Below are 23,096 nucleotides of genomic sequence, written 5' to 3' on the forward strand. Positions count from 1 at the left end.
TAATCAAATGGAAAATATTCAGATTAGAGATGAATTTATAAAGCTTGGTCAGCTTCTTAAGCTTGCAAATCTTGTAGAATCAGGTGCAATGGCTAAAGAAGTTATTGAGGACGGGCTTGTAAAATATAATGGTGAAGTTGAAACTCACCGCGGAAAAAAAGTTTATCCTGGTGATGTTGTGGAATTTAATGGAGAAAGCGTAACAGTTACTAATGATAATTAAATCCATTGAGCTTGAGAATTTTAGAAATTATGATTCATTGAGTATAAATTTCGATGAGCATACTACAATTCTTTTTGGTAACAATGCACAGGGAAAGACAAATATTTTGGAGGCTGCCTACATTAGTGGGACAACAAAATCCCATAAAGGAAGTCGTGACAAGGAAATAATAAAATTTGATAAAAATGAAAGTCATATAAAGACTATCATTTCAAAAAATAATAGAGACTATCAAATAGATATTCATCTTAAGAAAAATAAATCTAAAGGAATTGCTATAAATAGAGTTCCGATTAAAAAGGCTGCAGAATTATTTGGTCTTATAAATATAATTTTCTTTTCACCTGAGGACCTAAACATTATTAAGAATGGTCCTGCTGAGAGAAGAAAATTTATGGATGCTGAGCTTTGTCAGATTGATAAAATATATCTTTCAGATTTGACCAACTATAACAAGGCTTTAAATCAGCGAAATGCTTTGTTAAAAGAAATGATTTATAAGCCAGAGTTAAAAGAAACTCTTACAATTTGGGATGAACAGCTTATTAACTATGGTAAAAAGATAATCACAAGGCGGCAACAATTTATTGATGATATCAACATTATTGTGAAAGATATTCACAGTAAAATCACCTCTGGAAAAGAAAATATTGATGTTAGCTATGATCCTAATATAGAGGACATCTTTTTTCTTGATGAGCTAGTGAAAAATAAAGAAAAGGATATGCGATTCTGTCAGACATCGGTAGGACCTCATAGAGATGATATTAAAATTACCGTTGATGGAATTGATATAAGAAAGTTTGGAAGTCAGGGACAGCAGCGAACTTGTGCCCTGTCTCTTAAGCTTTCAGAAATTAGGCTTGTTGAAAATACAATTAATGACAAGCCAATATTACTTTTGGACGATGTTTTATCAGAACTGGATAAAAATCGTCAAAGTGATTTATTAGATAACCTACTTGATACACAAACTATCATTACCTGTACAGGTATTGATGAGTTTGTTAGAAATAGATTTAGACTAAACACAGTTTATAAAGTAACAAACGGTTCTATAGAATTAATTACGGAGGAACTAGATGAGCAACGAAGTTAATCAGGAATATGGTGCAGATCAAATACAGATTTTAGAGGGACTAGAAGCAGTACGTAAGCGTCCTGGTATGTATATTGGCTCTACTTCAGAGAGAGGTCTTCATCATTTAGTATATGAGATAGTTGATAATGCAGTTGATGAGGCACTTGCTGGGTTTTGTAAGCATATTCAGGTAACAATTAATCCAGATAATTCAGTTACAGTTGTTGATGATGGTCGTGGTATACCTACAGGTATCAATAGTAAAGCTGGGATTCCAGCAGTTGAGGTTGTATTTACCGTACTTCACGCTGGTGGAAAGTTTGGCGGTGGTGGATACAAAGTATCTGGTGGTCTTCATGGCGTTGGAGCTTCCGTTGTTAATGCTCTTTCTAACTGGGTTGAAGTAGAAATAAAGCGTGAGGGTAAAATTTTCAAGCAGCGTTATGAGCGTGGAAAGACAATGTATGCTCTTAAAGAGATTGGAACTTGCCCAATTGAAGAGACTGGTACAAAGGTTACATTCCTTCCAGATAATACAATTTTTGAAACTACTATTTTTGATTATAAAACTTTAAAGATACGTCTTCGTGAGACAGCATTCCTTACAAAAGGACTTCGCATAACTCTTACCGATACAAGAGGCGAAGAACCAAAGGAGGAAAGCTTCCATTACGAAGGTGGTATCAAAGAATTTGTTCAGTATATTAACCGTGGTAATGAAGCACTTTACGATGAGGTTATTTACTGTGAAGGAACCAGAGATAATATCTATGTTGAAGTTGCCATGCAGCACAACGATGGTTATCAGGATCAAGCCTACAGCTATGTAAATAATATTGTTACACCTGAAGGTGGTACTCATCTTACTGGCTTTAGAGGTGCTCTTACAAAGGTATTTAATAAATACGCTAGAGATAATAAGATTTTAAAGGATAGTGATCCACAGCTTGATGGTGATGATATTCGTGAAGGTCTTACAGCTATCATCTCAATCAAGATTGAAGAGCCTCAGTTTGAAGGTCAGACAAAGCAAAAGCTTGGAAATTCAGAAGCAAGAGGTGCCGTTGATGCAATCGTTTCAGAACAGCTTACTTGGTTCCTTGAGCAGAATCCTACAATTGCAAAAAATATTTGCGAAAAATCGCTGCTTGCGCAGCGAGCAAGAGAAGCAGCTAGAAAAGCTCGTGATCTTACTCGTAGAAAAACAGCTTTAGAAGGAATGTCTCTTCCAGGAAAGCTTGCAGATTGCTCAGACAAAGACCCTAAGAATTGCGAAATCTTTATCGTAGAGGGAGATTCCGCTGGAGGTTCTGCAAAAAAAGCTCGTAGCCGTGCTACTCAGGCAATTCTTCCACTTCGTGGAAAAATCCTTAATGTAGAAAAAGCTCGCGAGGACAGAATTTATAGCAATGCCGAGATTAAAGCCATGATTACAGCTTTCGGTACGGGTATTCACGAGGATTTTGATATTTCAAAGCTTCGTTATCATAAAATCATTATTATGACAGATGCCGACGTTGATGGTGCTCATATCGCCACACTTATGCTTACATTCCTTTACAGATTTATGCCAGAGCTTATAAAGCAGGGATATGTATATCTTGCTACTCCTCCACTTTACAAGCTTGAAAAGAATAAAAAGGTATGGTATGCATACTCAGATGAAGAATTAAACAATATTCTTCTTGAGGTTGGTCGTGACAACAATAACAAGATTCAGCGTTACAAGGGACTTGGTGAGATGGATGCCGAGCAGCTTTGGGAGACAACAATGGATCCTGAAAAGAGAATCCTTAAACGTGTAGTTATTGATGATGAGGACGCTTCAGAAATCAACGTAACTTTCTCAACTCTTATGGGTGATAAGGTTGAACCAAGACGTGAGTTCATTGAGGCTAATGCAAAGTATGTACAGAATTTAGATATCTAGAGGAATATAATGGACGATAAAATTTTTGATAACATTCATGATGTTGATCTAAAAGAAACAATGGAAACCTCCTACATCGATTATGCCATGAGCGTTATTGCTTCACGTGCTCTTCCAGATGTAAGAGATGGTTTAAAGCCAGTTCAGCGTAGAGTGCTCTTCTCTATGATTGAGCTTAACAATGGTCCCGACAAGCCACACAGAAAATGTGCTCGTATTGTCGGTGATACCATGGGTAAGTATCACCCTCATGGTGATAGTTCTATTTACGGAGCTCTTGTTAATATGGCTCAGGAATGGAACACTCGATACCCTCTTGTTGATGGTCATGGAAACTTTGGTTCTGAAGACGGCGATGGCGCAGCTGCCATGCGATATACTGAGGCACGTCTTTCAAAGATTTCAATGACAATGTTTGGTATCAATTACAAGGATGACAAGTTCACCACTGGTAAGGATATCGATATGGATGGCGTTGATTTTATGCCAAACTTTGATGAGACTGAGAAAGAGCCTACTGTTCTTCCAGCTCGTTATCCAAACCTTCTTGTAAATGGTACTACTGGTATCGCAGTAGGAATGGCTACTAATATTCCACCACACAATCTTCGTGAGGTAATTGGTGCAGTTAATAAAATCATCGATAATCAGGTTGAAGAAGATAGAGATACAGAAATAGATGAGCTTCTTGATATTGTAAAGGGACCTGACTTTCCAACAGGTGGAGTTATTCTTGGAAAAGCAGGAATTGAAGAGGCATATCGCACTGGTCGTGCAAAAATCCGAGTTCGTGCGGTTTCTGAAATTGAGCCAATGGACAATGGTAAGAACAGAATCGTTGTTACCGAGCTTCCATACATGGTTAATAAAGCAAGACTTATCGAAAATATTGCTAAGCTTGTTAAAGATAAAAAGATTGATGGAATTACAGACCTTCGTGATGAGTCATCACGTGAAGGAATCCGTGTTTGTATTGAACTTCGTCGTGACGTAAATCCAAACATCATTTTAAATCAGCTATACAAGCACACACAATTGCAGGATACTTTCGGTGTTATCATGCTTGCACTTGTGAATAATCAACCAAAGATTCTCAATCTTAAGCAAATGCTTAAGCATTACCTAGATCATCAAAAGGATGTTGTTACACGTCGTACAAAGTATGAGCTTAACAAGGCTGAGGAGCGTGCTCACATCTTAGAGGGCTTGCTTATTGCACTTGATAATATCGATGAAGTAATTCAAATTATACGTAGTTCAGCAGATGTAAACACTGCGAAGGCTACATTGATGGAGCGCTTTGGTCTTTCAGAGGCACAGGCTCAGGCAATTGTAGATATGCGTCTTCGTGCTCTCACAGGTTTGGAGCGTGACAAGATTCAGCAGGAATATGATGATTTACAGATTCTTATTGGAAAGTTAAAAGCAATCTTGGGTGACGAAAAGATTCTTCTTGGTGTAATCAAGACAGAAATTACAGAAATTGCAGATAAGTATGGCGATGACAGACGCACTGAAATTGGATTTGATGAGTTTGATATCAGCATGGAGGATATGATTCCTGTAACCAATACAGTTGTTACATTCACAAAGCTTGGTTATATCAAGCGTATGAATGAAGATAACTTCAAGGCTCAGCACAGAGGTGGCAAGGGAATTAAGGGTATGGAGACAATTGATGAAGATTACGTTACCGAAATGCTCATGATGTCATCTCATGACTACCTGCTCTTCTTCACAAATAAGGGACGAGTATACAGAATTAAAGCATACGAGATTCCAGAATCAAGCCGAACAAGCCGAGGAATTGCAATTGTTAATATTCTTCAGCTTCAGCCAGATGAAAAAATTACTGCCATGATTCCAATTGAGGATTATCATGAGGATAAATATCTCTTCATGGCTACAGCAGATGGCTTCGTTAAGAAGACAAAGATTACTGAATATGACAACATTCGTAAGAATGGCCTTACAGCAATCAGTCTTCGTGATGATGATACTCTTATCGAGGTTAAGCTTACTGATGGTGATGAAGATGTAATCATGGTTACAAAATACGGTCAGGCAATTCGATTCAGCGAGACAGAGGTTCGTCCAACTGGTCGTGCTACCATGGGTGTTATTGGAATGAACCTTTCAGCTGATGATGTCATTATTGGAATGCAGCTTATTTCTCAGGGTGAAAGCCTTATGACTGTTTCTGAAAATGGACTTGGAAAGTGCACTCTTATGACTGAGTTTAACACAATCCACCGTGGTGGTAAGGGTGTTAAGTGCTACAAGATTACAGAGAAAACTGGAAATCTTATCGGCGCTAAGGCTGTTGAAAGAGATGATGAGGTAATGCTTATCAATACAGCTGGAACAATTATCAGAATTGAAGTTGCAGGTACTGCTCTTCTTAGCAGAATTACCTCTGGAGTTAAGTTAATCGATCTTAAAGAAAATACTAAACTTATTAGTATTGCAAAAGTACGAAAAAGTGATACAATACTTTCAGAAGAGGTTGAAGAATTAAATGAAGGTTCAACAACCGAATCATAAATCACTTTTAATAGCAATGGGGCTGTTATTTAGTAAATAGCAGTCCCTTTTATTAAAAGCTGTTACTTTAATAGTTTAAAGTAGCGTTAAATTAAAGTATTAATGGGATATAGTAATGAAGATAATAAGTACAGCAACAGTTGTAGAAAACGTAAAAGAGATGTGTATAAGAGCTAATCATTATCTTTCAGAAGATATGAATTTAGCACTTAATAAAGCTGTTGATACAGAAAAATCAGAACTTGGAAAGAAAATTTTAAACCAGCTTCAAGAAAATCTTGAAATAGCTGATAAGGAACAGATTCCAATATGCCAGGATACAGGAATGGCAGTATTTTTTATAGAAGTTGGCCAAGACCTTCACATTGAAGGTGGACTTTTAACAGATGCTATAAACGAAGGTGTTCGACAAGGCTATACAGAAGGATATCTTAGAAAATCTGTTGTTGGGGATCCGATAGAAAGAATCAACACAAAAGACAACACACCAGCTATTATTCACTATGATTTGGTTGCTGGTGATAGTCTTAAAATTACATTGGCACCAAAAGGATTTGGTTCAGAAAACATGAGTCGAATCTTTATGTTAAAGCCAGCTGATGGCATCGAAGGAGTAAAAGAAGCAATTCTTACAGCTGTAAAAGAAGCAGGTCCAAATGCATGCCCACCAATGGTTGTGGGAGTAGGAATTGGTGGAACCTTTGAAAAATCAGCTCTTATGGCAAAAAAAGCTCTTACAAGAGAATTTTCAGAGCGTCAAAATATTCCTTGGGTTAAGGAATTAGAGGATGAAATGCTTGAAAAGATAAATAAGCTTGGCATTGGGCCAGGGGGACTAGGTGGCACTACTACTGCTCTTGCAGTAAATATTAATACTTATGCTACTCACATTGCTGGACTTCCAGTTGCAGTTAATATTTGCTGTCACGTAAATAGACATATTACGAGGAAACTATAATGGAGCAGAAAATACAAACACCAATCACATCAGAAATTACTTCAAAGCTTCATTCAGGAGATTATTGTTATATAAGCGGTGAAATTTATGTGGCAAGGGATGCAGCTCATAAAAGAATGAACGAAGCTCTAAATAAGGGAGAAGAACTTCCAATACCTATTGAAAATTGCACAATTTATTACATGGGTCCTTCACCAGCCAGAGATGGACGCCCAATAGGTTCAGCTGGACCTACAACTGCCAGCCGAATGGATAAATATGCACCGCGTTTATTAGATTTGGGCCTTAAGGCAATGATTGGAAAAGGTAAGCGTACACCAGAAGTTATTGAAGCAATTAAACGAAACAATGGAGTTTATTTTGCAGCTGTTGGTGGTGCTGGGGCATTGCTTTCAAAATGTATCAAATCTTCAGAGGTTATCTGTTATGACGACCTTGGTGCAGAGGCAATAAGAAAGCTCTACGTAGAGGATTTTCCAGTAATTGTCGTGGTAGACTCGCAGGGAAATAACCTCTATGAGACAGCAATAAAAGAATTTAATAGCCTATAAAAATAGGTTTTTTAAAGAAAGAAATATTAGAAAAGGAGTTTAATGTTTTGGCTAAGTATATCGCAAAACGAATTTTACTGGCGATAGTGTCTATATGGATTATCACAATGATTACTTTCTTTGCAATGAACGCTATCCCAGGTGGCCCATTCAACAAAGAAAAGGCCACATCACCAGCTGTTATAGCCACTCTTGAGGCTAGATATAATCTGGATAAACCAGTTGGACAGCAATATGTACTTTACATGAATAATCTTCTGCATGGAGATTGGGGAATTTCTCTTCACTCAGGTCGCCCTATTTGGGAGGATATGATGAGTAAGTTCTCAGTATCCGCAAGACTTGGAGGAATGGCTGCTATCGTTGCTATTATCATAGGTATTATTCTTGGTGCAACAGCGGCTCTTACTAGAAATAGATTACCGGATAGATTGATAATATTCTTTACCACCCTTGGAACAGCAATGCCATCATTTGTACTTGCAACTCTTCTTCTTTTGGTATTTTGCGTAAAACTTGGTTGGTTTCCAGTATTTTCATCCTCTGATCCAAATTACACATTACCTGTAATTGCCCTTTCAGTATATCCAATGGCATATATTACACGTCTGACCAAGACAAGTATGCTTGATGCTCTTAATCAGGATTATGTTCGAACTGCCAGAGCAAAGGGTGTTTCTAAGATGAAGGTGATTTTCCTTCATGCACTTAGAAATGCACTTATTCCAGTTATTACATATGTAGGACCGATGGTTGCATACATTTTAACTGGTTCAATGGTAGTAGAAAATATTTTTACAATTGGTGGACTTGGTTCAACATTTGTAACCTCTATCACAAACAGAGATTACACAACAATTATGGCAGTAACAATTTTCCTTGCAATCCTTATGGTAATTGCAAACTTGATTACTGACATTGTATACAAATTCATCGATCCAAGAATTAAGCTTGATTAGGAGGAAGTATTAAGTTGGAAAATAAAGAAATGAAAAAAAGCCTCCTGTCAGCACAGGTCGATTTATCGAAATTCAACGCAGCAAACTTTGAAAAAGCGACAGATGAGGAAAAACGTCAGCAGGACGTAATGGGTGAATCTACTACATTCTTTAAAGACGGTATGAGACGCCTGAGGAAAAATCCACTTGCTATGGCGAGTATCATTGTACTTACACTTATTATTTTAATTATTATTATAACTCCACATTTTGTTCCATACACTTACGACCAGATTATTGCAGTTAATGGCGTTAGAGATAAAGGTAGTGCAAACCTTGGATTTTTCGAGTATTCACAAAAGGAACTTCAGTACATGAATGAAACAGGTGAGGATTTATTCCCTCATATTTTTGGTACTGACGGTCTTGGTAGAGATTACTTTATCAGAGTTATTTATGGTACAAGAGTTTCACTTGCTGTAGGTGTTGTAGCAGCAATCATGGTTGTAATCATTGGTATTATTTATGGTTCAATAGCCGGTTATTTTGGTGGAAAAGTTGACCTGATTATGATGAGAATTGTTGATATCATCTATTCTCTTCCAGATATGCTTATTATTATTCTTCTATCAGTAGTATTAAGAGAGAATCTTACAGGAAAGCTTGCAGGAACAGTTTTTTCTGCCCTCGGTTCGAATATGATTTCAATGTTTATCGTATTTGGATTACTTTATTGGGTAAGTATGGCCCGTCTTATCAGAGGACAGATTCTCACAATTAAAAATAACGAATATGTCCTTGCTGCAAGATGTATTGGAACATCGAATGCAAAGATTTTAAAGAGACATATTTTACCTAACTGTTTGTCGGTAATTATTATCACCACTGCACTTCAGATTCCAAGTGCAATCTTTACAGAGAGCTACTTGTCATTCTTAGGACTTGGTGTTTCAGTTCCACTTTCATCACTTGGTTCACTTGCCAATGATGCCAGAGCCGGTATGCAGTCTTACCCAGCAAGACTTGTTATTCCAGCAGTTATTATTTGCTTAATCGTACTTGCACTTAACCTCCTTGGTGATGGTCTCAGAGATGCATTCGATACAAAGCTTGATTAATTTAGGAGGTAATTATGGCAGATTCAAAATATGTACTAGAAGTCAATGACCTCCATACAAGCTTTTTTACAGATGCTGGTGAGGTCAGAGCTGTAAATGGTGTTAGCTTTAGCCTTGAGCCAGGTAAGACACTTGGAATTGTTGGCGAGTCAGGCTCAGGAAAATCAGTTACAGCATACTCAATCATGCAAATTCTCGCTCAGACAGGACGTATCACAAGTGGTGAGGTTCTTTATAAGGGCGAAGATATTACAAAATATTCAGAGAGGGAAATGCAGAAGTTTAGAGGAAGTAAGTGCTCTATTATCTTCCAGGACCCTATGACAAGCTTGAATCCTGTTTTCACAGTTGGTTATCAGCTCGAGGAAGCAATTATGCTTCACACAAATAAGTCTCGTGCCGAGGCAAAGGAACGAGCAATTGAGTTATTGAAGCTTGTTGGTGTAAATGACCCAGAAAAGCGTATTAAGCAGTATCCACATGAGCATTCAGGAGGAATGAGACAGCGTGACATGATTGCCATGGCACTTGCCTGTGAGCCCGATATTCTTATAGCTGATGAGCCTACAACTGCTCTCGACGTTACAATTCAGGCACAGATTCTTGAGCTTATGCAGGAACTACAAGAAAAGCTTGGAATGGCAATTATCATGGTTACTCATGATCTTGGTGTAATTGCATCGATGTGTGATGAAATTATTGTAATGTATGGTGGACGTGTTTGTGAGCGTGGTACAGCTGATGATATTTTTTATAATCCAGCTCACGAATACACAAAGGGACTTCTTCGTTCAATACCTCGTAAAGATAATATGAACGAAAAGCTTGTACCTATCGGTGGTACACCTATTAATCTTCTTAACATGCCAGAGGGTTGTGCTTTCTGCCCAAGATGTGATGAGGCTATGAAGATTTGTTTAAATCAGGTGCCAGATGAGCTTAGAATCAGTGATAGTCATTTAGCAAGCTGTTGGATGAATATAAAAGAATTATACGAGAGTAAGGAGGCATAGGAATGAGTGAAGAAAAATACCTCCTTGAGGTTGAACATTTAAAACAATATTTCCCAATCAAAGAGGGATTTCATACAGTACCACTTAAGGCTGTAGATGACATTTCGTTTGCAATCAAACCAGGAGAGACACTTGGACTTGTAGGTGAGTCAGGCTGTGGTAAGACAACAGTAGGTCGTACACTTCTTCGTCTCTATCAGCCAACAGCTGGACGTATTGTATTTGATGGTGACGTACTTTTTGACAGTGAGAAAAAGATTGATGTAAATATGCATCCATACCGTAAGCAAATGCAGATGGTATTCCAGGATCCATATTCATCGCTTGATCCAAGAATGACAGTTGAGGATATTATCGGTGAGCCTCTTGATGTTCATAAGCTTTACTCTTCTAAGGGAGAGCGTCGAGACAAAATTCTTTCATTAATGGAAACTGTAGGACTTAATGCAGAGCACGCTATGCGATATGCTCACGAATTCTCAGGTGGACAGAGACAGAGAATTGGTATTGCAAGAGCCCTTGCTGTAAATCCAAAGTTCATAGTTTGTGATGAACCTGTATCTGCACTTGATGTTTCAATTCAGGCGCAGGTTGTAAATATGTTTGAAGAGCTGCAGGAAAAGCTCGGAGTTGCATATCTCTTCATTGCACACGATTTGCTTGTTGTACATCATATTTCAGACCGAATTGCAGTTATGTATTTAGGTCACATTATGGAAATTGCAGATGCGGATGACTTAAATAATAATCCTATTCATCCTTATACACTCTCACTTCTTTCAGCTGTACCTATCCCAGATCCAGAAACAGCTAGAAAGAGTCAGAGAATTATTCTTGAGGGAGATGTTCCTAGTCCTCTTAAGATGCCAAGTGGATGTCCATTTAGAACAAGATGCAGATATGCTACAGAACAGTGTGCTAAGGAAATGCCACCTCTTACAGATAGAGGAAGCGACCATTTTGTAGCATGTTGGAACAAGTAATACATTGATTTTAAGCCAGATGGCTTGAGATAAATTAAAAGAATAAAGGAGAAAGAAAGCATGAAAAAGAAACTTATCGCAGTTCTTCTTGTTGCTTCTATGGCTGCAAGCCTTGCAGCATGTGGTAACAAAAATGCAGCAACTACATCAACAGATAGTAGTGCAGCAGATACAGCTACCGCAGAAGCTACAACAGTGAACACAGACACAACAACACTTAGACTCTGTCTTGCATCAGAGCCAGACTACCTTGATCCAGCACTCAACTCATCAGTTGATGGTGCATGTCTCGCAGTTAACTCATTCGTAGGTCTTTACACATACGATGAGAACAACAACCTTCAGCCAGCTATCGCTGATGGTGAGCCAGAGATGTCAGAGGATGGTCTTACCTACACAATCAAGCTTAAGGAAACAAAGTGGTCAAACGGAGAAGCTCTTACAGCTAACGATTTTGTATACAGCTGGAACCGTGCAGTAGCTGAAGAAACAGCAGCTGACTATGCATACATGTTTGCACCAATCGCTACAAATGCTGATGGTACACTTAAGATTGAAGCTACAGATGATTACACACTTACAGTAGAGCTTAATGCTCCTTGTGCATACTTCTTTGATCTTCTTGCATTCCCTACATTCATGCCAGTATATCAGGCAGATGTAGAAGCAGCTAACCCAGATGGAACAACTCCAGGTGCATGGGCACAGGAGCCAGGTTTCGTTTCAAATGGTGCATTTACACTTACAGAGTGGAAGCACAACGAGTCAATGGTATATGAAAAGAACCCTAACTTCTACAGAGCTGACGATGTTAAGCTTGAGAAGCTTGAGTTCATGCTTTCAGCAGATGATACAGCTATTTATGCTGCTTACAACTCAGGTGATATCGATTTTGCAGACTCAGTACCAAACGATGAGATTCAGTCTCTTCTTAACAGCCCTGAGTTCCACGTAATCGATACACTTGGAACATACTATGTTGGTTTCAATGTAAACTCTGATTTATTCAAGGGTCTTACAGCTGACCAGGCTTCTAAGATGAGAAAGGCACTTTCTCTTCTTATCGACAGACAGTACATCGTTGATACAGTAGGTCAGACAGGTCAGGTACCAGCTGATACATTCATTCCAGATGGAATGGCTGATGGTAACGGTGGAGTATTCGAGGCTTCTGATTTTGGATACTATGATGCTACAACTACAGGTGCAGGTAATGTTGAGGAAGCTAAGAGCCTTCTTGAGGAGTGTGGATACTCATTTGAGTCAGATGGTAACGGTGGCTACTCTATCAGCCCAGCTCTTGAAGTAACATACATGACAAACTCAGGTACAGGTCACGAAGCAATTGCACAGTGCATCCAGCAGGATTGGGGCCTTGTAGGTATCAAGGTTAACATCGAGACAGAAGACTGGAACGTATTCCTTGAGGATAGAAAAGCAGGTAAGTTTGATATCGCTCGTGAGGGATGGATTGCAGACTTCAACGATCCTATCAATATGCTTGAAATGTGGTTATCAAATGGTGGTAACAACGATATGCAGCTTGGAAAGGATTCAAGCAACTCTTCTGCTCCATCATGGAAGGCTTATGACGAGAAGATTCAGGAAATCTACAATACAACAGATTTCGCAGCTCGTGTAGACCTTATGCGTGAGGCTGAGGATATGCTTATGGAGACAAATGCTGTAGTACCTATTTACTTCTACAACGATATTTATCTTCAGAAGGAAAATGTAAAGGGAATTTACACTTCACTTAACCAAAATAAGTACTTTATGTATGCTGAAAAGACTGCAGAATAATTACTGATTATTGGGAGGTGTTCTGTAAAGAACACCTCCTTAATTTTTTTCTAAGAAAAAAGGGATTTTTTTGTTGACAATGTGTGAATACTCCTGTAGAATAACACTTGCGTCGAAACAAAATAAGTAATACCTACAACTTTGGAGAAGTACTCAAGAGGCCGAAGAGGCGCCCCTGCTAAGGGTGTAGGTCGGGCAACCGGCGCGAGGGTTCAAATCCCTCCTTCTCCGTTTTACTTGTTATATATGGTGCCATAGCCAAGTGGTAAGGCAAAGGTCTGCAACACCTCTATCACCAGTTCAAATCTGGTTGGCACCTCTTTCAAATCCCTCGACCCTAGTAATGGGGGCGAGGGATTTTTGTTTATAATTAAATATACTAACTATTGAAATAAAGTAAGGAGGAAATGCAATGACAATTTATGACGAGTTAGTGGCTCGTGGCCTGATAGCCCAGGTAACGAACGAAGAAGAAATTAAAAAATTAATTAATGAGGGCAAGGCAACTTTTTATATAGGTTTTGATTGCACTGCAGACAGCCTTACAGCTGGTCATTTTATGGCTCTCACTCTTATGAAGAGACTTCAGATGGCTGGAAATAAGCCAATCGCTCTCATCGGCGGTGGTACTACTATGATTGGCGACCCTTCAGGTCGTACAGATATGAGAAAGATGCTTACTCGTGAAGATATTGATCACAACGCTGAATGCTTCAAGCGTCAGATGGAGCGTTTTATCGATTTCAGCGATGGAAAGGCACTTATGGTTAACAATGCTGATTGGCTTCTTGACCTTAACTATGTAGACCTTCTTCGCGAGGTTGGTGCTTGCTTCTCAGTTAACAACATGCTTCGTGCAGAGTGCTACAAGCAGCGTATGGAAAAGGGACTTTCATTCCTTGAGTTCAACTACATGATTATGCAGTCATACGACTTCTATTACATGTTCCAGAAATACAATTGTAACCTTGAATTTGGTGGTGACGATCAGTGGTCAAACATGCTTGGCGGTACTGAGCTTATCAGACGTAAGCTTGGCAAGGATGCTCACGCTATGACTATTACTCTTCTAACTGATTCACAGGGTAAAAAGATGGGCAAGACAGCTGGAAATGCTGTATGGCTTGATCCTAACAAGACAACACCATTCGAGTTCTACCAGTACTGGAGAAATGTTGGTGATGCAGATGTTCTTAAGTGCATCCGTATGCTTACATTCCTTCCTATCGAGGAAATTCAGAAGATGGACAGTTGGGAAGGTGCTCAGCTTAACGAAGCAAAGGATATCTTGGCTTACGAACTTACTCAAATGGTTCACGGAACAGAGGAAGCTGATAAGGCTCGTGAGGCTTCAAAGGCACTCTTCGCAGGTGGAACAAATTCTGAGAATATTCCATGTCATACACTTGCAGAGGAAGATTTCAGAGATGGAAAGGTTGATATCCTTCAGATTCTCGTTTCTTCTGGTCTTACAGCTAGCCGTGCAGAGGCTCGTCGTGCTGTACAGCAGGGTGGTGTTTCAGTAAATGGTGAAAAGGTTGCAGATCCATTTGCAGTATATGAAAAATCAGCATTTGCAGAGGAATTCCTTCTTAAAAAGGGAAAGAAATCTTTCTGCAAAATTGAGGCTTAAAAATATTCACAATTAATAATTATAATAGTGTCGAGGCTGAGGTCTTGACACTATTTTGTTTTAAAGGAGTTAAATAATTATGCAAGCTATAATCGATAGTTCACATATTTTTTATTTTGATTGGGAATTAGATTTACTTCATTGGTTTCAGAGTATTCACAATCCTGTTTTAGATTTTATAGTACCTAAAATCACATTTTTAGGAAATGCGGGATGGTTTTGGATAGTTGTTGCTGCTCTTCTATTAATTCTTCCTTTTAATAGAAAAATGGGTGTGCAGGCTACAATATCAATTACGCTCACATTTTTGTTATGTAATCTTATTTTAAAGCCATCTATTATGAGGTGTAGACCATGCTGGCTGGAAGAAATACAGATGTTGGTTAAGATACCACATGACTATTCTTTCCCATCAGGTCATTCTAATGCAAGCTTTGCAGTTGCTACTGCTATATTTACAAGAAATAAAAAGTTAGGTATTCCAGCTCTTGTTTTAGCAGCCTGTATTGCGCTTAGCAGATTATATTTATTTGTACATTGGCCTACTGATGTTTTGGTTGGAACATGCATAGGTATTTGCGGTGGTATTGTTAGTTACTTTATTGTTGAGTTTCTTTATAAGAAATATAGCAAGAAAACAAACATATAATTATTTAGAGGTTACACCTAGGTTGACTCATCAAAAAATGTTTAGTATATTGTATACATCTTCGTGAGGGAGTAGCTAGCGCATTATTTTTTGAATGTGTTGTTTGTCAACAGACTCGGTGATACACCTGGCAAACATTAAATAGTGAGACTCACGTGTACGTTTATCGTGCACGTGGGTCTTTTTTGATATCCTCACTATAGTAAAAGGAGTTTAAAATATGGGATTACTGGACATTTTACTGATTGGTGTGGGACTTTCCATGGATGCATTTGCAGTGGCTATATGTAAAGGTCTTGCAATGAGAAAAGTAAATAAGAAGCAGATGTTTATTATTGCCTTGTTTTTCGGTGGATTTCAGGCATTGATGCCACTAATTGGTTTTTTAGTAGGTAACACATTTGCAAAAAAGATTTCTGCCTATGATCATTGGATAGCTTTTATCCTACTGTTATACATTGGTGGTAAAATGATAGTTGACGCTATAAAAGAGTGGAAAGAAAAAGATATTGTGGATGAGATGGATCCACCTCTTGATTTCAAGGAACTTACTTTGATGGCAATTGCTACAAGCATTGACGCACTTGCATGTGGTGTTACATTTTCTTTTGAGGAAAATTTCAACATACTTAGAGCTATAGCAATCATTGGATTAACCACATTTATAATTTCAGCAGGTGGTGTATACGTAGGAAATATTTTTGGTGATAAGTATAAAGCTAAGGCTCAGCTTGTGGGTGGAATAATACTTATATTTATTGGAACTAAAATTTTGCTTGAACATACTATGGGAATATCATTAGGATTTTAAAGGGGGCATAATTATGGCAACATTTTTACAAACAATACCTGGTGCATTGATTTTACTAGTTTTAGGATTTGTGTTTTTGATTAAGGGAGCTGATTTTTTTGTTGAAGGAGCTTCTGCGGTAGCTAACAAGCTCCACGTTCCACCACTTGTAATTGGTATGACTATTGTTGCAATGGGTACTTCGCTTCCAGAACTTTCAGTATCGGTTACTGCATCAATGGCTGGAAGCAATCAGCTTGCTATTGGTAATGTGGTCGGTTCAAATATTTTTAATCTTATGGTAGTACTTGGCAGCTGTGCACTCTTCTCTGTGCTAGAGGTGGCTGAAGATACAATAAAAAAAGACTTTCCATTTTCAGTATGTTGCGCTGTTGTTCTGGCAGTTATGGGATGGATAGGAATGGAAGTAGGCCATATTGATGGAGTGATTCTTTTAGTCGGATTTATTATTTTCCTTTTATCTATGCTACATGCAGCAAAAAAGTCTCGTAAGGAAGCCGCTATTGAGGCAGAATTAGATGTTGAAAATGAAATTGAAGACATCCCTGTATGGAAATGTATTTTGTATATAGTAGGTGGTGCGATAGCTATTAAATTTGGGGGCGACTGGGTTGTTAATTCATGTACTACTCTTGCACTTAGATTTGGCATGTCAGAGACGCTTGTTGGTCTTACAATTGTGGCGCTTGGTACATCATTACCAGAGCTTGTAACATCGGTAGTTGCTGCTAAGAAGAATGCACTTGATATGGCAATTGGCAATGTAGTAGGTTCAAATATTTTTAATATTTTATTAATTTTAGGAGCCGCTGCTGCTATCTCACCTATTACATTTATGACAGTTAATGCAATTGATATTATTATACTTGTTTGTTTTTCAATAATAGTTTGGATGATGTGCTATCTTAAGAAAAATCTTGGAAGATTTCAGGGGATAATAATGCTTGTACTTTATGTAGGGTATTTGGCATATATAATTATTCGTGATGGAGGCATTGCTTAACCCCCTCAAATAGTGGTAAAAAGTCGATTGATATGGTAAAATCAAAAGGTTTAAAGGGATTTTAAACTTTTTGAAAAGGAGGGTATGTATGGGATTTTTGGACAAGCTTTCAGATGGTATTGCAAATACAACAAAAGATCTTGGTGAATTAGCACACAATGCCACTGATATTACTAAGCTTCAGTATGATAAAAAGATAAAAGAAGGCGAATTATCCCGTCTTTACGAGAGGCTTGGTAAGAAGTTTTACGAGGAAAATAAGGACAGCGAAGATGAAGTTGTTAAAGAAATCACCGCAACTATCCTTAGAATAAAAGAAATCTCTGATGAGCTTATGGAGAAAAAGGGCGGAAAGGCCTGCCCTAAGTGTGGAGCTTTGGTTAAAACGGGCTCAAAATTCTGCAGCGCTTGCGGAGAGAAAATAGATGATATATTTGAAGAGTAGGAGTTATTAGAAATGGGCAACAAAGGTAATTATTACATCACAACCGCTATTGCTTACACATCAGGTAAGCCACATATCGGTAACACATACGAAATTGTACTTGCAGATGCAATCGCACGTTTCCGTCGTCAGGAAGGATACGATGTTTTCTTCCAGACTGGTACAGATGAGCACGGCCAGAAAATCGAGCTTAAGGCTGCTGAGGCTGGTGTCACACCTAAGGAATTTGTTGATGACATTTCAGGCCAGGTTAGAAATATCTGGGATTTAATGAATACATCTTATGATAAGTTCATCCGTACAACTGATGAAGATCATGAGAAGCAGGTTAAGAAGATTTTCAAGAAGCTCTACGATAAGGGCGATATTTATAAGAGCTCATATGAAGGACTTTACTGTACTCCTTGTGAGTCTTTCTGGACTGAGTCACAGCTTGTAGATGGCAAATGTCCAGACTGTGGTCGTGAGGTTCAGCCAGCAAAGGAAGAAGCATACTTCTTCAAGATGAGCAAATATGCTGATAAGCTTATTGATTACATCAATACACATCCAGAATTCATTCAGCCTGTATCACGTAAGAATGAGATGATGAACAACTTCTTACTTCCAGGTCTTCAGGATCTTTGTGTTAGCCGTACATCATTTACTTGGGGTATCCCAGTAGATTTTGATCCAAAGCACGTTGTATATGTATGGCTTGATGCACTTACAAACTATATCACAGGTATCGGATATGAATGTGACGGTGAGTCTACAGACCAGTTCAAGGCTCTTTGGCCAGCAGACCTTCACCTTATTGGTAAGGACATCATCCGTTTCCATACAATTTACTGGCCAATCTTCTTGATGGCACTTGATCTTCCACTTCCAAAGCAGGTATTTGGCCATCCATGGCTTCTTACAAAGGCTGCTGACGGTGGCGATGATAAGATGTCAAAGTCAAAGGGAAATGTTATCTATGCAGATGAGCTTGTAGATTTCTTCGGCGTAGATGCTGTTAGATATTTCGTACTTCACGAGATGCCATTTGAAAACGATGGTGCTATTTCATGGCCACTTATGGTTGAGCGTGTAAACTCTGATCTTGCAAACACACTTGGTAACCTTGTAAATAGAACTGTTTCTATGAGCAACAAGTACTTTGGTGGTGTTGTAGAGAATAAGGGTGTTGCAGAGGAAGTTGATGCAGAACTTAAGGCTGTTTGCACAGGTACAGTTGCAGCAGTTGAGAAAAAGATGGCAGATCTTCGTGTAGCAGATGCTATTACAGAAGTATTTAATCTCTTCAAGAGATGCAATAAATATATCGATGAGACAATGCCTTGGGCACTTGCAAAGGATGAGACAAAGCAGGATAGACTTGCTACAGTTCTTTACAATTTGGTTGAGGGTATCTCAATTGGTGCTACTCTCCTCAAGTCATTTATGCCTGAGACATCAGAGAAGGTTCTTGCACAGCTTGGTGCAAAGAAAATCACTTACGATGAGCTTTCTACATTTGGTCACTATCCAAACGGTGGCAAGGTAACAGATGCTCCAGAGATTCTTTTTGCTCGTCTTGATCTTGATGAAGTAATGGCAAAGGTTGCTGAGCTTCATCCAGCACAGCCAGAGGAAGCTGCTGATGATGAGGAAGGAATTGATATTGAGGCTAAGCCAGAAATCACATTTGATGATTTTATGAAGATGCAGTTCCAGGTAGGAAAGATTGTTGCTTGCGAGGCAGTTAAAGGTTCTAAGAAGCTTCTTTGCTCACAGGTAAAAATTGGTTCTCAGACAAAGCAGATTGTTTCTGGAATTAGAAAGCAGTACACACCAGAGGAGATGGTTGGAAAGAAGGTTATGGTTCTTGTAAACCTTAAGCCAGCTAAGCTTGCAGGAGTATTATCTGAAGGTATGCTTCTTTGTGCAGAGGATGCGGAGGGTAATCTCTCACTCATGACACCAGAGAATCCTATGCCTAACGGAGCAGAAATCTGCTAAGAATTTATGCGTAACAAGCGAGAAAATCATATGTAAAGCAAAGATAGCTTGTAGCATGACAATCTCTATATGTTGCTGAAAGGAACATGTAGTGACTGAAAGCAATATATAGGATTGTCTGTGTAACAAGCGAGCCATAATTGAGGTAATGAATGATTTTTGAGACACATGCTCATTATGATGATGAGAAGTTCGACCCAGATAGAGTCGAACTTCTTTCTCATTTATTGAGAGAAAATAATATTGGAAAAATAGTAAATGTAGGAGCAAGCTTTAAAGGCTGCAAGGACAGTTTAGAGCTTGCAAATAAATATGAAGATGTCTATGCAGCTCTTGGTATTCATCCAGAAGAATTAGATGATATGACAGAGGAAAACTTGGCATGGATTAAGGCTCATTCAAAGGATTCTAAAGTTGTAGCAATAGGTGAAATCGGTCTTGATTATTATTGGATGAAGGAAGATAAGGATAGAGCCAAGCAACGCGAATGGTTTAAGCGTCAACTGGATTTAGCAAAAGAGGTAGATCTTCCGGTAATAATCCATTCTAGGGATGCTGCAGAAGACACTTTTAACACAATTGTAGAGTATAATACGCAAAGTAATAATAAAGGTATAATTCACTGTTACTCATATTCAAAGGAACTGGCCTTAGAATATGTAAAAATGGGATGGTATATTGGAGTTGGTGGCGTTGTAACTTTCAAGAATTCAAAGAAACTGGTAGAGACCGTGGAGGCGATCCCAATTGAGAACATTGTTCTTGAGACTGATTGTCCATATATGGCGCCAGTTCCACATCGTGGAGAGAGAAATTCGTCTATCTATCTTAGCCATGTTGCTGAGAAAATTGCCGATTTAAAAGGCATGGATGTTAGTGAGATTGAGCGAATCACTTATGAAAACGCTCTTAAATTATATTTTAAAAGTAAAAGGAATATATAGATGGCATATTTGAGTAATCCAACCTATACAAAGGCTGTTTTAGAAGCCCATGGCTTTTCTTTCCAGAAAAAGTTTGGTCAGAACTTTCTAATTGACGGTAATGTATTAGATAATATTATTGATGCGGCAGGTATCACAAAGGATGATTTTGTCCTTGAGATTGGTCCTGGAATTGGTACGATGACCCAGCGTCTCTGCGAGGAGGCCCGAGAGGTTGTAGCTGTAGAGATTGACAAGACTCTTATACCAATTTTAGATGATACTCTTTCAACCTACAAAAACTGGACGGTTATAAATCAGGATGTCCTAAAGGTTGACATTAAGGCAATTGCTGATGAAAAAAATGGTGGAAAGCCTATAAAAGTTGTGGCAAATCTGCCATACTATATTACAACACCGATTATTATGGGATTATTTGAAAGTCATGTTCCTTTGGAATCAATTACCATTATGGTTCAGAAGGAAGTAGCTGATAGAATGCAGGAGGGACCAGGCTCCAAGGAATATGGCGCACTTTCTTTAGCGGTTCAGTATTATAGTAAGCCAGAGATTGTTTGTGAGGTTCCACCAAGTTGTTTTATGCCTCAGCCAAAGGTGGCAAGCACAGTTATTACACTAAAGTGTCATGAAAAACCACCCGTTGATTGTGATGAAAAGCTCCTTTTCCAAATTATTAGAGCGTCATTCAATCAGCGCAGGAAGACATTGCATAATGGGTTAAGCAATGGTTTACATTTTTCAAAGGAACAGATTGCGACGGCAATCGAAAAAGCTGGCTTCGTGCCAACAGTTAGAGGGGAAAGTCTTTCATTAGAAGAGTTTGCTAGGCTTACTAATATTCTGAAAGAAGTATAGTTTTTACAGGGGAGTTGGATAGAAATGGATGCCCGAATCTACACTAGAGAGATTCAACTACTCATAGGCGAGGTTCAATCAAATAGGGGGAAGGATGCACAGGCATTAATTTCTGCTTGCGATGAGTTATTAGCTTATGGTCAAAGCATGAAGGATGATGCCCTAGTGGGTTATGCTTTTTTTTCGAAGGGTGAGACCTACTATTTACTAAATGATGCATCTAATTTCTATTCACAGATGCTCTCTTCTATTGCTCCGCTTGAGAATGCTCAGGAATGGGGTAACGTAGCTATGGCAAATAATATGCTTGGCATTGCTTCGTTAAATCGAGGTAATGCTCCATTTGCCCTAGATTATTTCATAAAGGCAATCAGCATTTGCGAGGATTATTCACTGCCAGAAATAGAGTGGATAATCCATCTTAACTTAGGTTCTTTATATCTCAACATCGAGGAATACCAGAAATCCATTTCACACACGGAAATTGCATATAGATATATTTCAAATAATAAGAATATGCCGGGGTATGTAGAAAATCTTACTGCTATCCTACTTGGTATGGGACGAGCATATTTAAAGCTAAAAAATCGCAATAAAAGCCATGAAATAGGCGAACAGTTATCAAAGGAATGTCTACCGCATTTACAGGATCTGGATAAAATAGTCATATATTGTTATTTTGCCATTATGAATCAGACTGTTAATGATGATGAAACCAGAGATTATTGGATAGATATGGTAAATGAGCATACCAGCACAAACATGCCAATAATGGATGTGTTCGATGATTTTTATGATTACCTGGATATGCTCTTATCAACGGAAAAATATGATGATTTCTTTAAAGCATACTCTGTTCTTGATGATTTAACGAAACGTACCTCAATTAAAAATTTAGAACGAAAGCTTTTAACCTTAAAAATAAGGTATTACAGGCGTGTGGGTCAGATTGAAGAGTACAAGATTGCCTCTGTACTCTATTTTGAGTTATCTGAATTTATGGAACGTGAGAACAGATTGATGGTAAACAACATGATTGTAATGAGAAATTCATACATGGAGCTTACACAAATCAATAAAAAAGTAGAGGAAGAGAATACATTTTTACAAAAACGTTCAGAGACAGACCCACTAACAGGGATGTATAATAGACTGAAGCTTAATGAATATATTGACGAGGCCTTTGAAAAGGCTAAGAAAAATAAGACTCCTATTGCAGTGGAGATTTTGGATATCGATTTCTTTAAGCAGTTTAACGATAACTATGGTCATCAGGCAGGTGACGACTGCATTAAGTTTATAGCAAATATCCTTATTGATATGGCTCAGGATGATGAGGTCTTCGCTGCCAGATATGGCGGAGATGAATTTGTTATTGTGTATGAGGGTATTAAGAAATCAGATATTCAATCGAAGGCAGAGAAGCTTAGAAAAAAAGTATTTGATGCTAATATGGAGCATAAATTTTCACTGACGGATAACAGAGTCACTATTTCTCAGGGGATTTGCTATGGAATACCTGATGGAGATGCTGGTTATTTTGCGTATCTCCAAGAGGCAGACAAGATGCTTTATGAGGTAAAGCAGGAAAACAGAAATAATATCAAAATGTGCAAGGCTTCAGAATAAGG

At 38.4% G+C, this 23,096-nt stretch carries 20 protein-coding genes and 2 tRNA genes; all 22 read left to right on the top strand.

What is annotated here, in order from left to right:
• The first annotated feature begins 7 nt into the window (after nucleotides 1–7).
• The 22 genes from FXF36_RS04540 to FXF36_RS04645 all read left to right on the top strand — a co-directional run bounded on the left by FXF36_RS04540 (nucleotide 8) and on the right by FXF36_RS04645 (nucleotide 23,094).
• On the top strand, nucleotides 8–223 hold the full coding sequence (locus FXF36_RS04540; protein WP_151622683.1) for an RNA-binding S4 domain-containing protein: 216 nt from the start codon (nucleotides 8–10) through the stop codon (nucleotides 221–223).
• A complete protein-coding gene (recF, locus tag FXF36_RS04545; RefSeq protein WP_151622684.1) occupies nucleotides 213–1,322 on the top strand; it encodes a DNA replication/repair protein RecF in 1,110 nt (369 codons plus the stop codon). Before FXF36_RS04540 ends, recF begins: the two co-directional genes overlap by 11 nt.
• Nucleotides 1,306–3,234: a DNA topoisomerase (ATP-hydrolyzing) subunit B gene (gene gyrB / locus FXF36_RS04550; RefSeq protein ID WP_151622685.1), complete on the top strand. Its 1,929-nt coding sequence runs from the start codon at nucleotides 1,306–1,308 to the stop codon at nucleotides 3,232–3,234. Before recF ends, gyrB begins: the two co-directional genes overlap by 17 nt.
• Nucleotides 3,235–3,243: 9 nt before the next feature.
• Entirely contained in the window at nucleotides 3,244–5,778 is a 2,535-nt protein-coding gene (gene gyrA / locus FXF36_RS04555) for a DNA gyrase subunit A (RefSeq protein WP_151622686.1), read from the top strand.
• A 115-nt stretch (nucleotides 5,779–5,893) separates the two neighbouring features.
• Complete coding sequence (locus FXF36_RS04560; protein WP_151622687.1) at nucleotides 5,894–6,736, top strand: fumarate hydratase; 843 nt, start codon at nucleotides 5,894–5,896, stop codon at nucleotides 6,734–6,736.
• On the top strand, nucleotides 6,736–7,287 hold the full coding sequence (locus FXF36_RS04565) for a Fe-S-containing hydro-lyase (RefSeq protein ID WP_151622688.1): 552 nt from the start codon (nucleotides 6,736–6,738) through the stop codon (nucleotides 7,285–7,287). The genes FXF36_RS04560 and FXF36_RS04565 overlap by 1 nt, the downstream gene beginning before the upstream one ends.
• 47 nt (nucleotides 7,288–7,334) lie before the next feature.
• Nucleotides 7,335–8,246: an ABC transporter permease gene (locus FXF36_RS04570; protein WP_151622689.1), complete on the top strand. Its 912-nt coding sequence runs from the start codon at nucleotides 7,335–7,337 to the stop codon at nucleotides 8,244–8,246.
• 29 nt (nucleotides 8,247–8,275) lie between these two features.
• Nucleotides 8,276–9,343, top strand: coding sequence for an ABC transporter permease (locus FXF36_RS04575; protein WP_151622690.1), 1,068 nt, complete (start codon nucleotides 8,276–8,278; stop codon nucleotides 9,341–9,343).
• 14 nt (nucleotides 9,344–9,357) lie between these two features.
• Nucleotides 9,358–10,356 carry an ABC transporter ATP-binding protein gene (locus FXF36_RS04580; RefSeq protein ID WP_151622691.1) on the top strand — a complete coding sequence of 333 codons (999 nt, stop codon included), beginning with the start codon at nucleotides 9,358–9,360 and terminating at the stop codon, nucleotides 10,354–10,356.
• A gap of 2 nt (nucleotides 10,357–10,358) precedes the next feature.
• Nucleotides 10,359–11,339 carry an ABC transporter ATP-binding protein gene (locus FXF36_RS04585; protein ID WP_151622692.1) on the top strand — a complete coding sequence of 327 codons (981 nt, stop codon included), beginning with the start codon at nucleotides 10,359–10,361 and terminating at the stop codon, nucleotides 11,337–11,339.
• A gap of 60 nt (nucleotides 11,340–11,399) precedes the next feature.
• Nucleotides 11,400–13,142, top strand: a complete 1,743-nt coding sequence (locus FXF36_RS04590) for a peptide ABC transporter substrate-binding protein (RefSeq protein ID WP_151622693.1) — start codon at nucleotides 11,400–11,402, stop codon at nucleotides 13,140–13,142.
• A 143-nt stretch (nucleotides 13,143–13,285) separates the two neighbouring features.
• Nucleotides 13,286–13,373, top strand: a tRNA-Ser gene (locus FXF36_RS04595).
• Between the two features lie 17 nt (nucleotides 13,374–13,390).
• Nucleotides 13,391–13,461, top strand: a tRNA-Cys gene (locus tag FXF36_RS04600).
• Nucleotides 13,462–13,554: 93 nt separating this feature from the next.
• On the top strand, nucleotides 13,555–14,775 hold the full coding sequence (tyrS, locus tag FXF36_RS04605) for a tyrosine--tRNA ligase (protein WP_151622694.1): 1,221 nt from the start codon (nucleotides 13,555–13,557) through the stop codon (nucleotides 14,773–14,775).
• Between the two features lie 79 nt (nucleotides 14,776–14,854).
• Nucleotides 14,855–15,424 carry a phosphatase PAP2 family protein gene (locus tag FXF36_RS04610; RefSeq protein WP_151622695.1) on the top strand — a complete coding sequence of 190 codons (570 nt, stop codon included), beginning with the start codon at nucleotides 14,855–14,857 and terminating at the stop codon, nucleotides 15,422–15,424.
• Between the two features lie 220 nt (nucleotides 15,425–15,644).
• A complete protein-coding gene (locus FXF36_RS04615; protein ID WP_151622696.1) occupies nucleotides 15,645–16,235 on the top strand; it encodes a manganese efflux pump MntP in 591 nt (196 codons plus the stop codon).
• Between the two features lie 13 nt (nucleotides 16,236–16,248).
• Nucleotides 16,249–17,238, top strand: a complete 990-nt coding sequence (locus tag FXF36_RS04620; RefSeq protein ID WP_151622697.1) for a calcium/sodium antiporter — start codon at nucleotides 16,249–16,251, stop codon at nucleotides 17,236–17,238.
• Nucleotides 17,239–17,326: 88 nt separating this feature from the next.
• A complete protein-coding gene (locus FXF36_RS04625) occupies nucleotides 17,327–17,683 on the top strand; it encodes a zinc ribbon domain-containing protein (RefSeq protein WP_151622698.1) in 357 nt (118 codons plus the stop codon).
• A gap of 12 nt (nucleotides 17,684–17,695) precedes the next feature.
• Complete coding sequence (metG, locus tag FXF36_RS04630; protein ID WP_151622699.1) at nucleotides 17,696–19,666, top strand: methionine--tRNA ligase; 1,971 nt, start codon at nucleotides 17,696–17,698, stop codon at nucleotides 19,664–19,666.
• Between the two features lie 152 nt (nucleotides 19,667–19,818).
• The gene (locus tag FXF36_RS04635; protein ID WP_151622700.1) at nucleotides 19,819–20,610 is read left to right on the top strand and encodes a TatD family hydrolase; all 792 of its coding nucleotides are present in this window, start codon (nucleotides 19,819–19,821) and stop codon (nucleotides 20,608–20,610) included.
• A complete protein-coding gene (gene rsmA, locus FXF36_RS04640; RefSeq protein WP_151622701.1) occupies nucleotides 20,611–21,465 on the top strand; it encodes a 16S rRNA (adenine(1518)-N(6)/adenine(1519)-N(6))-dimethyltransferase RsmA in 855 nt (284 codons plus the stop codon).
• 24 nt (nucleotides 21,466–21,489) lie between these two features.
• The gene (locus FXF36_RS04645; protein ID WP_151622702.1) at nucleotides 21,490–23,094 is read left to right on the top strand and encodes a tetratricopeptide repeat-containing diguanylate cyclase; all 1,605 of its coding nucleotides are present in this window, start codon (nucleotides 21,490–21,492) and stop codon (nucleotides 23,092–23,094) included.
• Nucleotides 23,095–23,096 lie beyond the last annotated feature (2 nt).

It is taken from the genome of Pseudobutyrivibrio xylanivorans (genome assembly GCF_008935055.1).
Taxonomy (GTDB): domain Bacteria; phylum Bacillota; class Clostridia; order Lachnospirales; family Lachnospiraceae; genus Pseudobutyrivibrio; species Pseudobutyrivibrio xylanivorans_A.

What these genes read in the sequence shown, in the direction of transcription:
- FXF36_RS04620 (WP_151622697.1), top strand. Translation starts at nt 16,249, where the DNA reads ATGGCAACATTTTTACAAACAATACCTGGTGCATTGATTTTACTAGTT.
- FXF36_RS04565 (WP_151622688.1), top strand. Translation starts at nt 6,736, where the DNA reads ATGGAGCAGAAAATACAAACACCAATCACATCAGAAATTACTTCAAAG.
- FXF36_RS04645 (WP_151622702.1), top strand. Translation starts at nt 21,490, where the DNA reads ATGGATGCCCGAATCTACACTAGAGAGATTCAACTACTCATAGGCGAG.
- gyrB (WP_151622685.1), top strand. Translation starts at nt 1,306, where the DNA reads ATGAGCAACGAAGTTAATCAGGAATATGGTGCAGATCAAATACAGATT.
- FXF36_RS04580 (WP_151622691.1), top strand. Translation starts at nt 9,358, where the DNA reads ATGGCAGATTCAAAATATGTACTAGAAGTCAATGACCTCCATACAAGC.
- rsmA (WP_151622701.1), top strand. Translation starts at nt 20,611, where the DNA reads ATGGCATATTTGAGTAATCCAACCTATACAAAGGCTGTTTTAGAAGCC.
- FXF36_RS04590 (WP_151622693.1), top strand. Translation starts at nt 11,400, where the DNA reads ATGAAAAAGAAACTTATCGCAGTTCTTCTTGTTGCTTCTATGGCTGCA.
- FXF36_RS04610 (WP_151622695.1), top strand. Translation starts at nt 14,855, where the DNA reads ATGCAAGCTATAATCGATAGTTCACATATTTTTTATTTTGATTGGGAA.
- FXF36_RS04585 (WP_151622692.1), top strand. Translation starts at nt 10,359, where the DNA reads ATGAGTGAAGAAAAATACCTCCTTGAGGTTGAACATTTAAAACAATAT.
- FXF36_RS04575 (WP_151622690.1), top strand. Translation starts at nt 8,276, where the DNA reads ATGAAAAAAAGCCTCCTGTCAGCACAGGTCGATTTATCGAAATTCAAC.
- FXF36_RS04540 (WP_151622683.1), top strand. Translation starts at nt 8, where the DNA reads ATGGAAAATATTCAGATTAGAGATGAATTTATAAAGCTTGGTCAGCTT.
- FXF36_RS04615 (WP_151622696.1), top strand. Translation starts at nt 15,645, where the DNA reads ATGGGATTACTGGACATTTTACTGATTGGTGTGGGACTTTCCATGGAT.
- recF (WP_151622684.1), top strand. Translation starts at nt 213, where the DNA reads ATGATAATTAAATCCATTGAGCTTGAGAATTTTAGAAATTATGATTCA.
- FXF36_RS04635 (WP_151622700.1), top strand. Translation starts at nt 19,819, where the DNA reads ATGATTTTTGAGACACATGCTCATTATGATGATGAGAAGTTCGACCCA.
- metG (WP_151622699.1), top strand. Translation starts at nt 17,696, where the DNA reads ATGGGCAACAAAGGTAATTATTACATCACAACCGCTATTGCTTACACA.
- FXF36_RS04560 (WP_151622687.1), top strand. Translation starts at nt 5,894, where the DNA reads ATGAAGATAATAAGTACAGCAACAGTTGTAGAAAACGTAAAAGAGATG.
- tyrS (WP_151622694.1), top strand. Translation starts at nt 13,555, where the DNA reads ATGACAATTTATGACGAGTTAGTGGCTCGTGGCCTGATAGCCCAGGTA.
- gyrA (WP_151622686.1), top strand. Translation starts at nt 3,244, where the DNA reads ATGGACGATAAAATTTTTGATAACATTCATGATGTTGATCTAAAAGAA.
- FXF36_RS04625 (WP_151622698.1), top strand. Translation starts at nt 17,327, where the DNA reads ATGGGATTTTTGGACAAGCTTTCAGATGGTATTGCAAATACAACAAAA.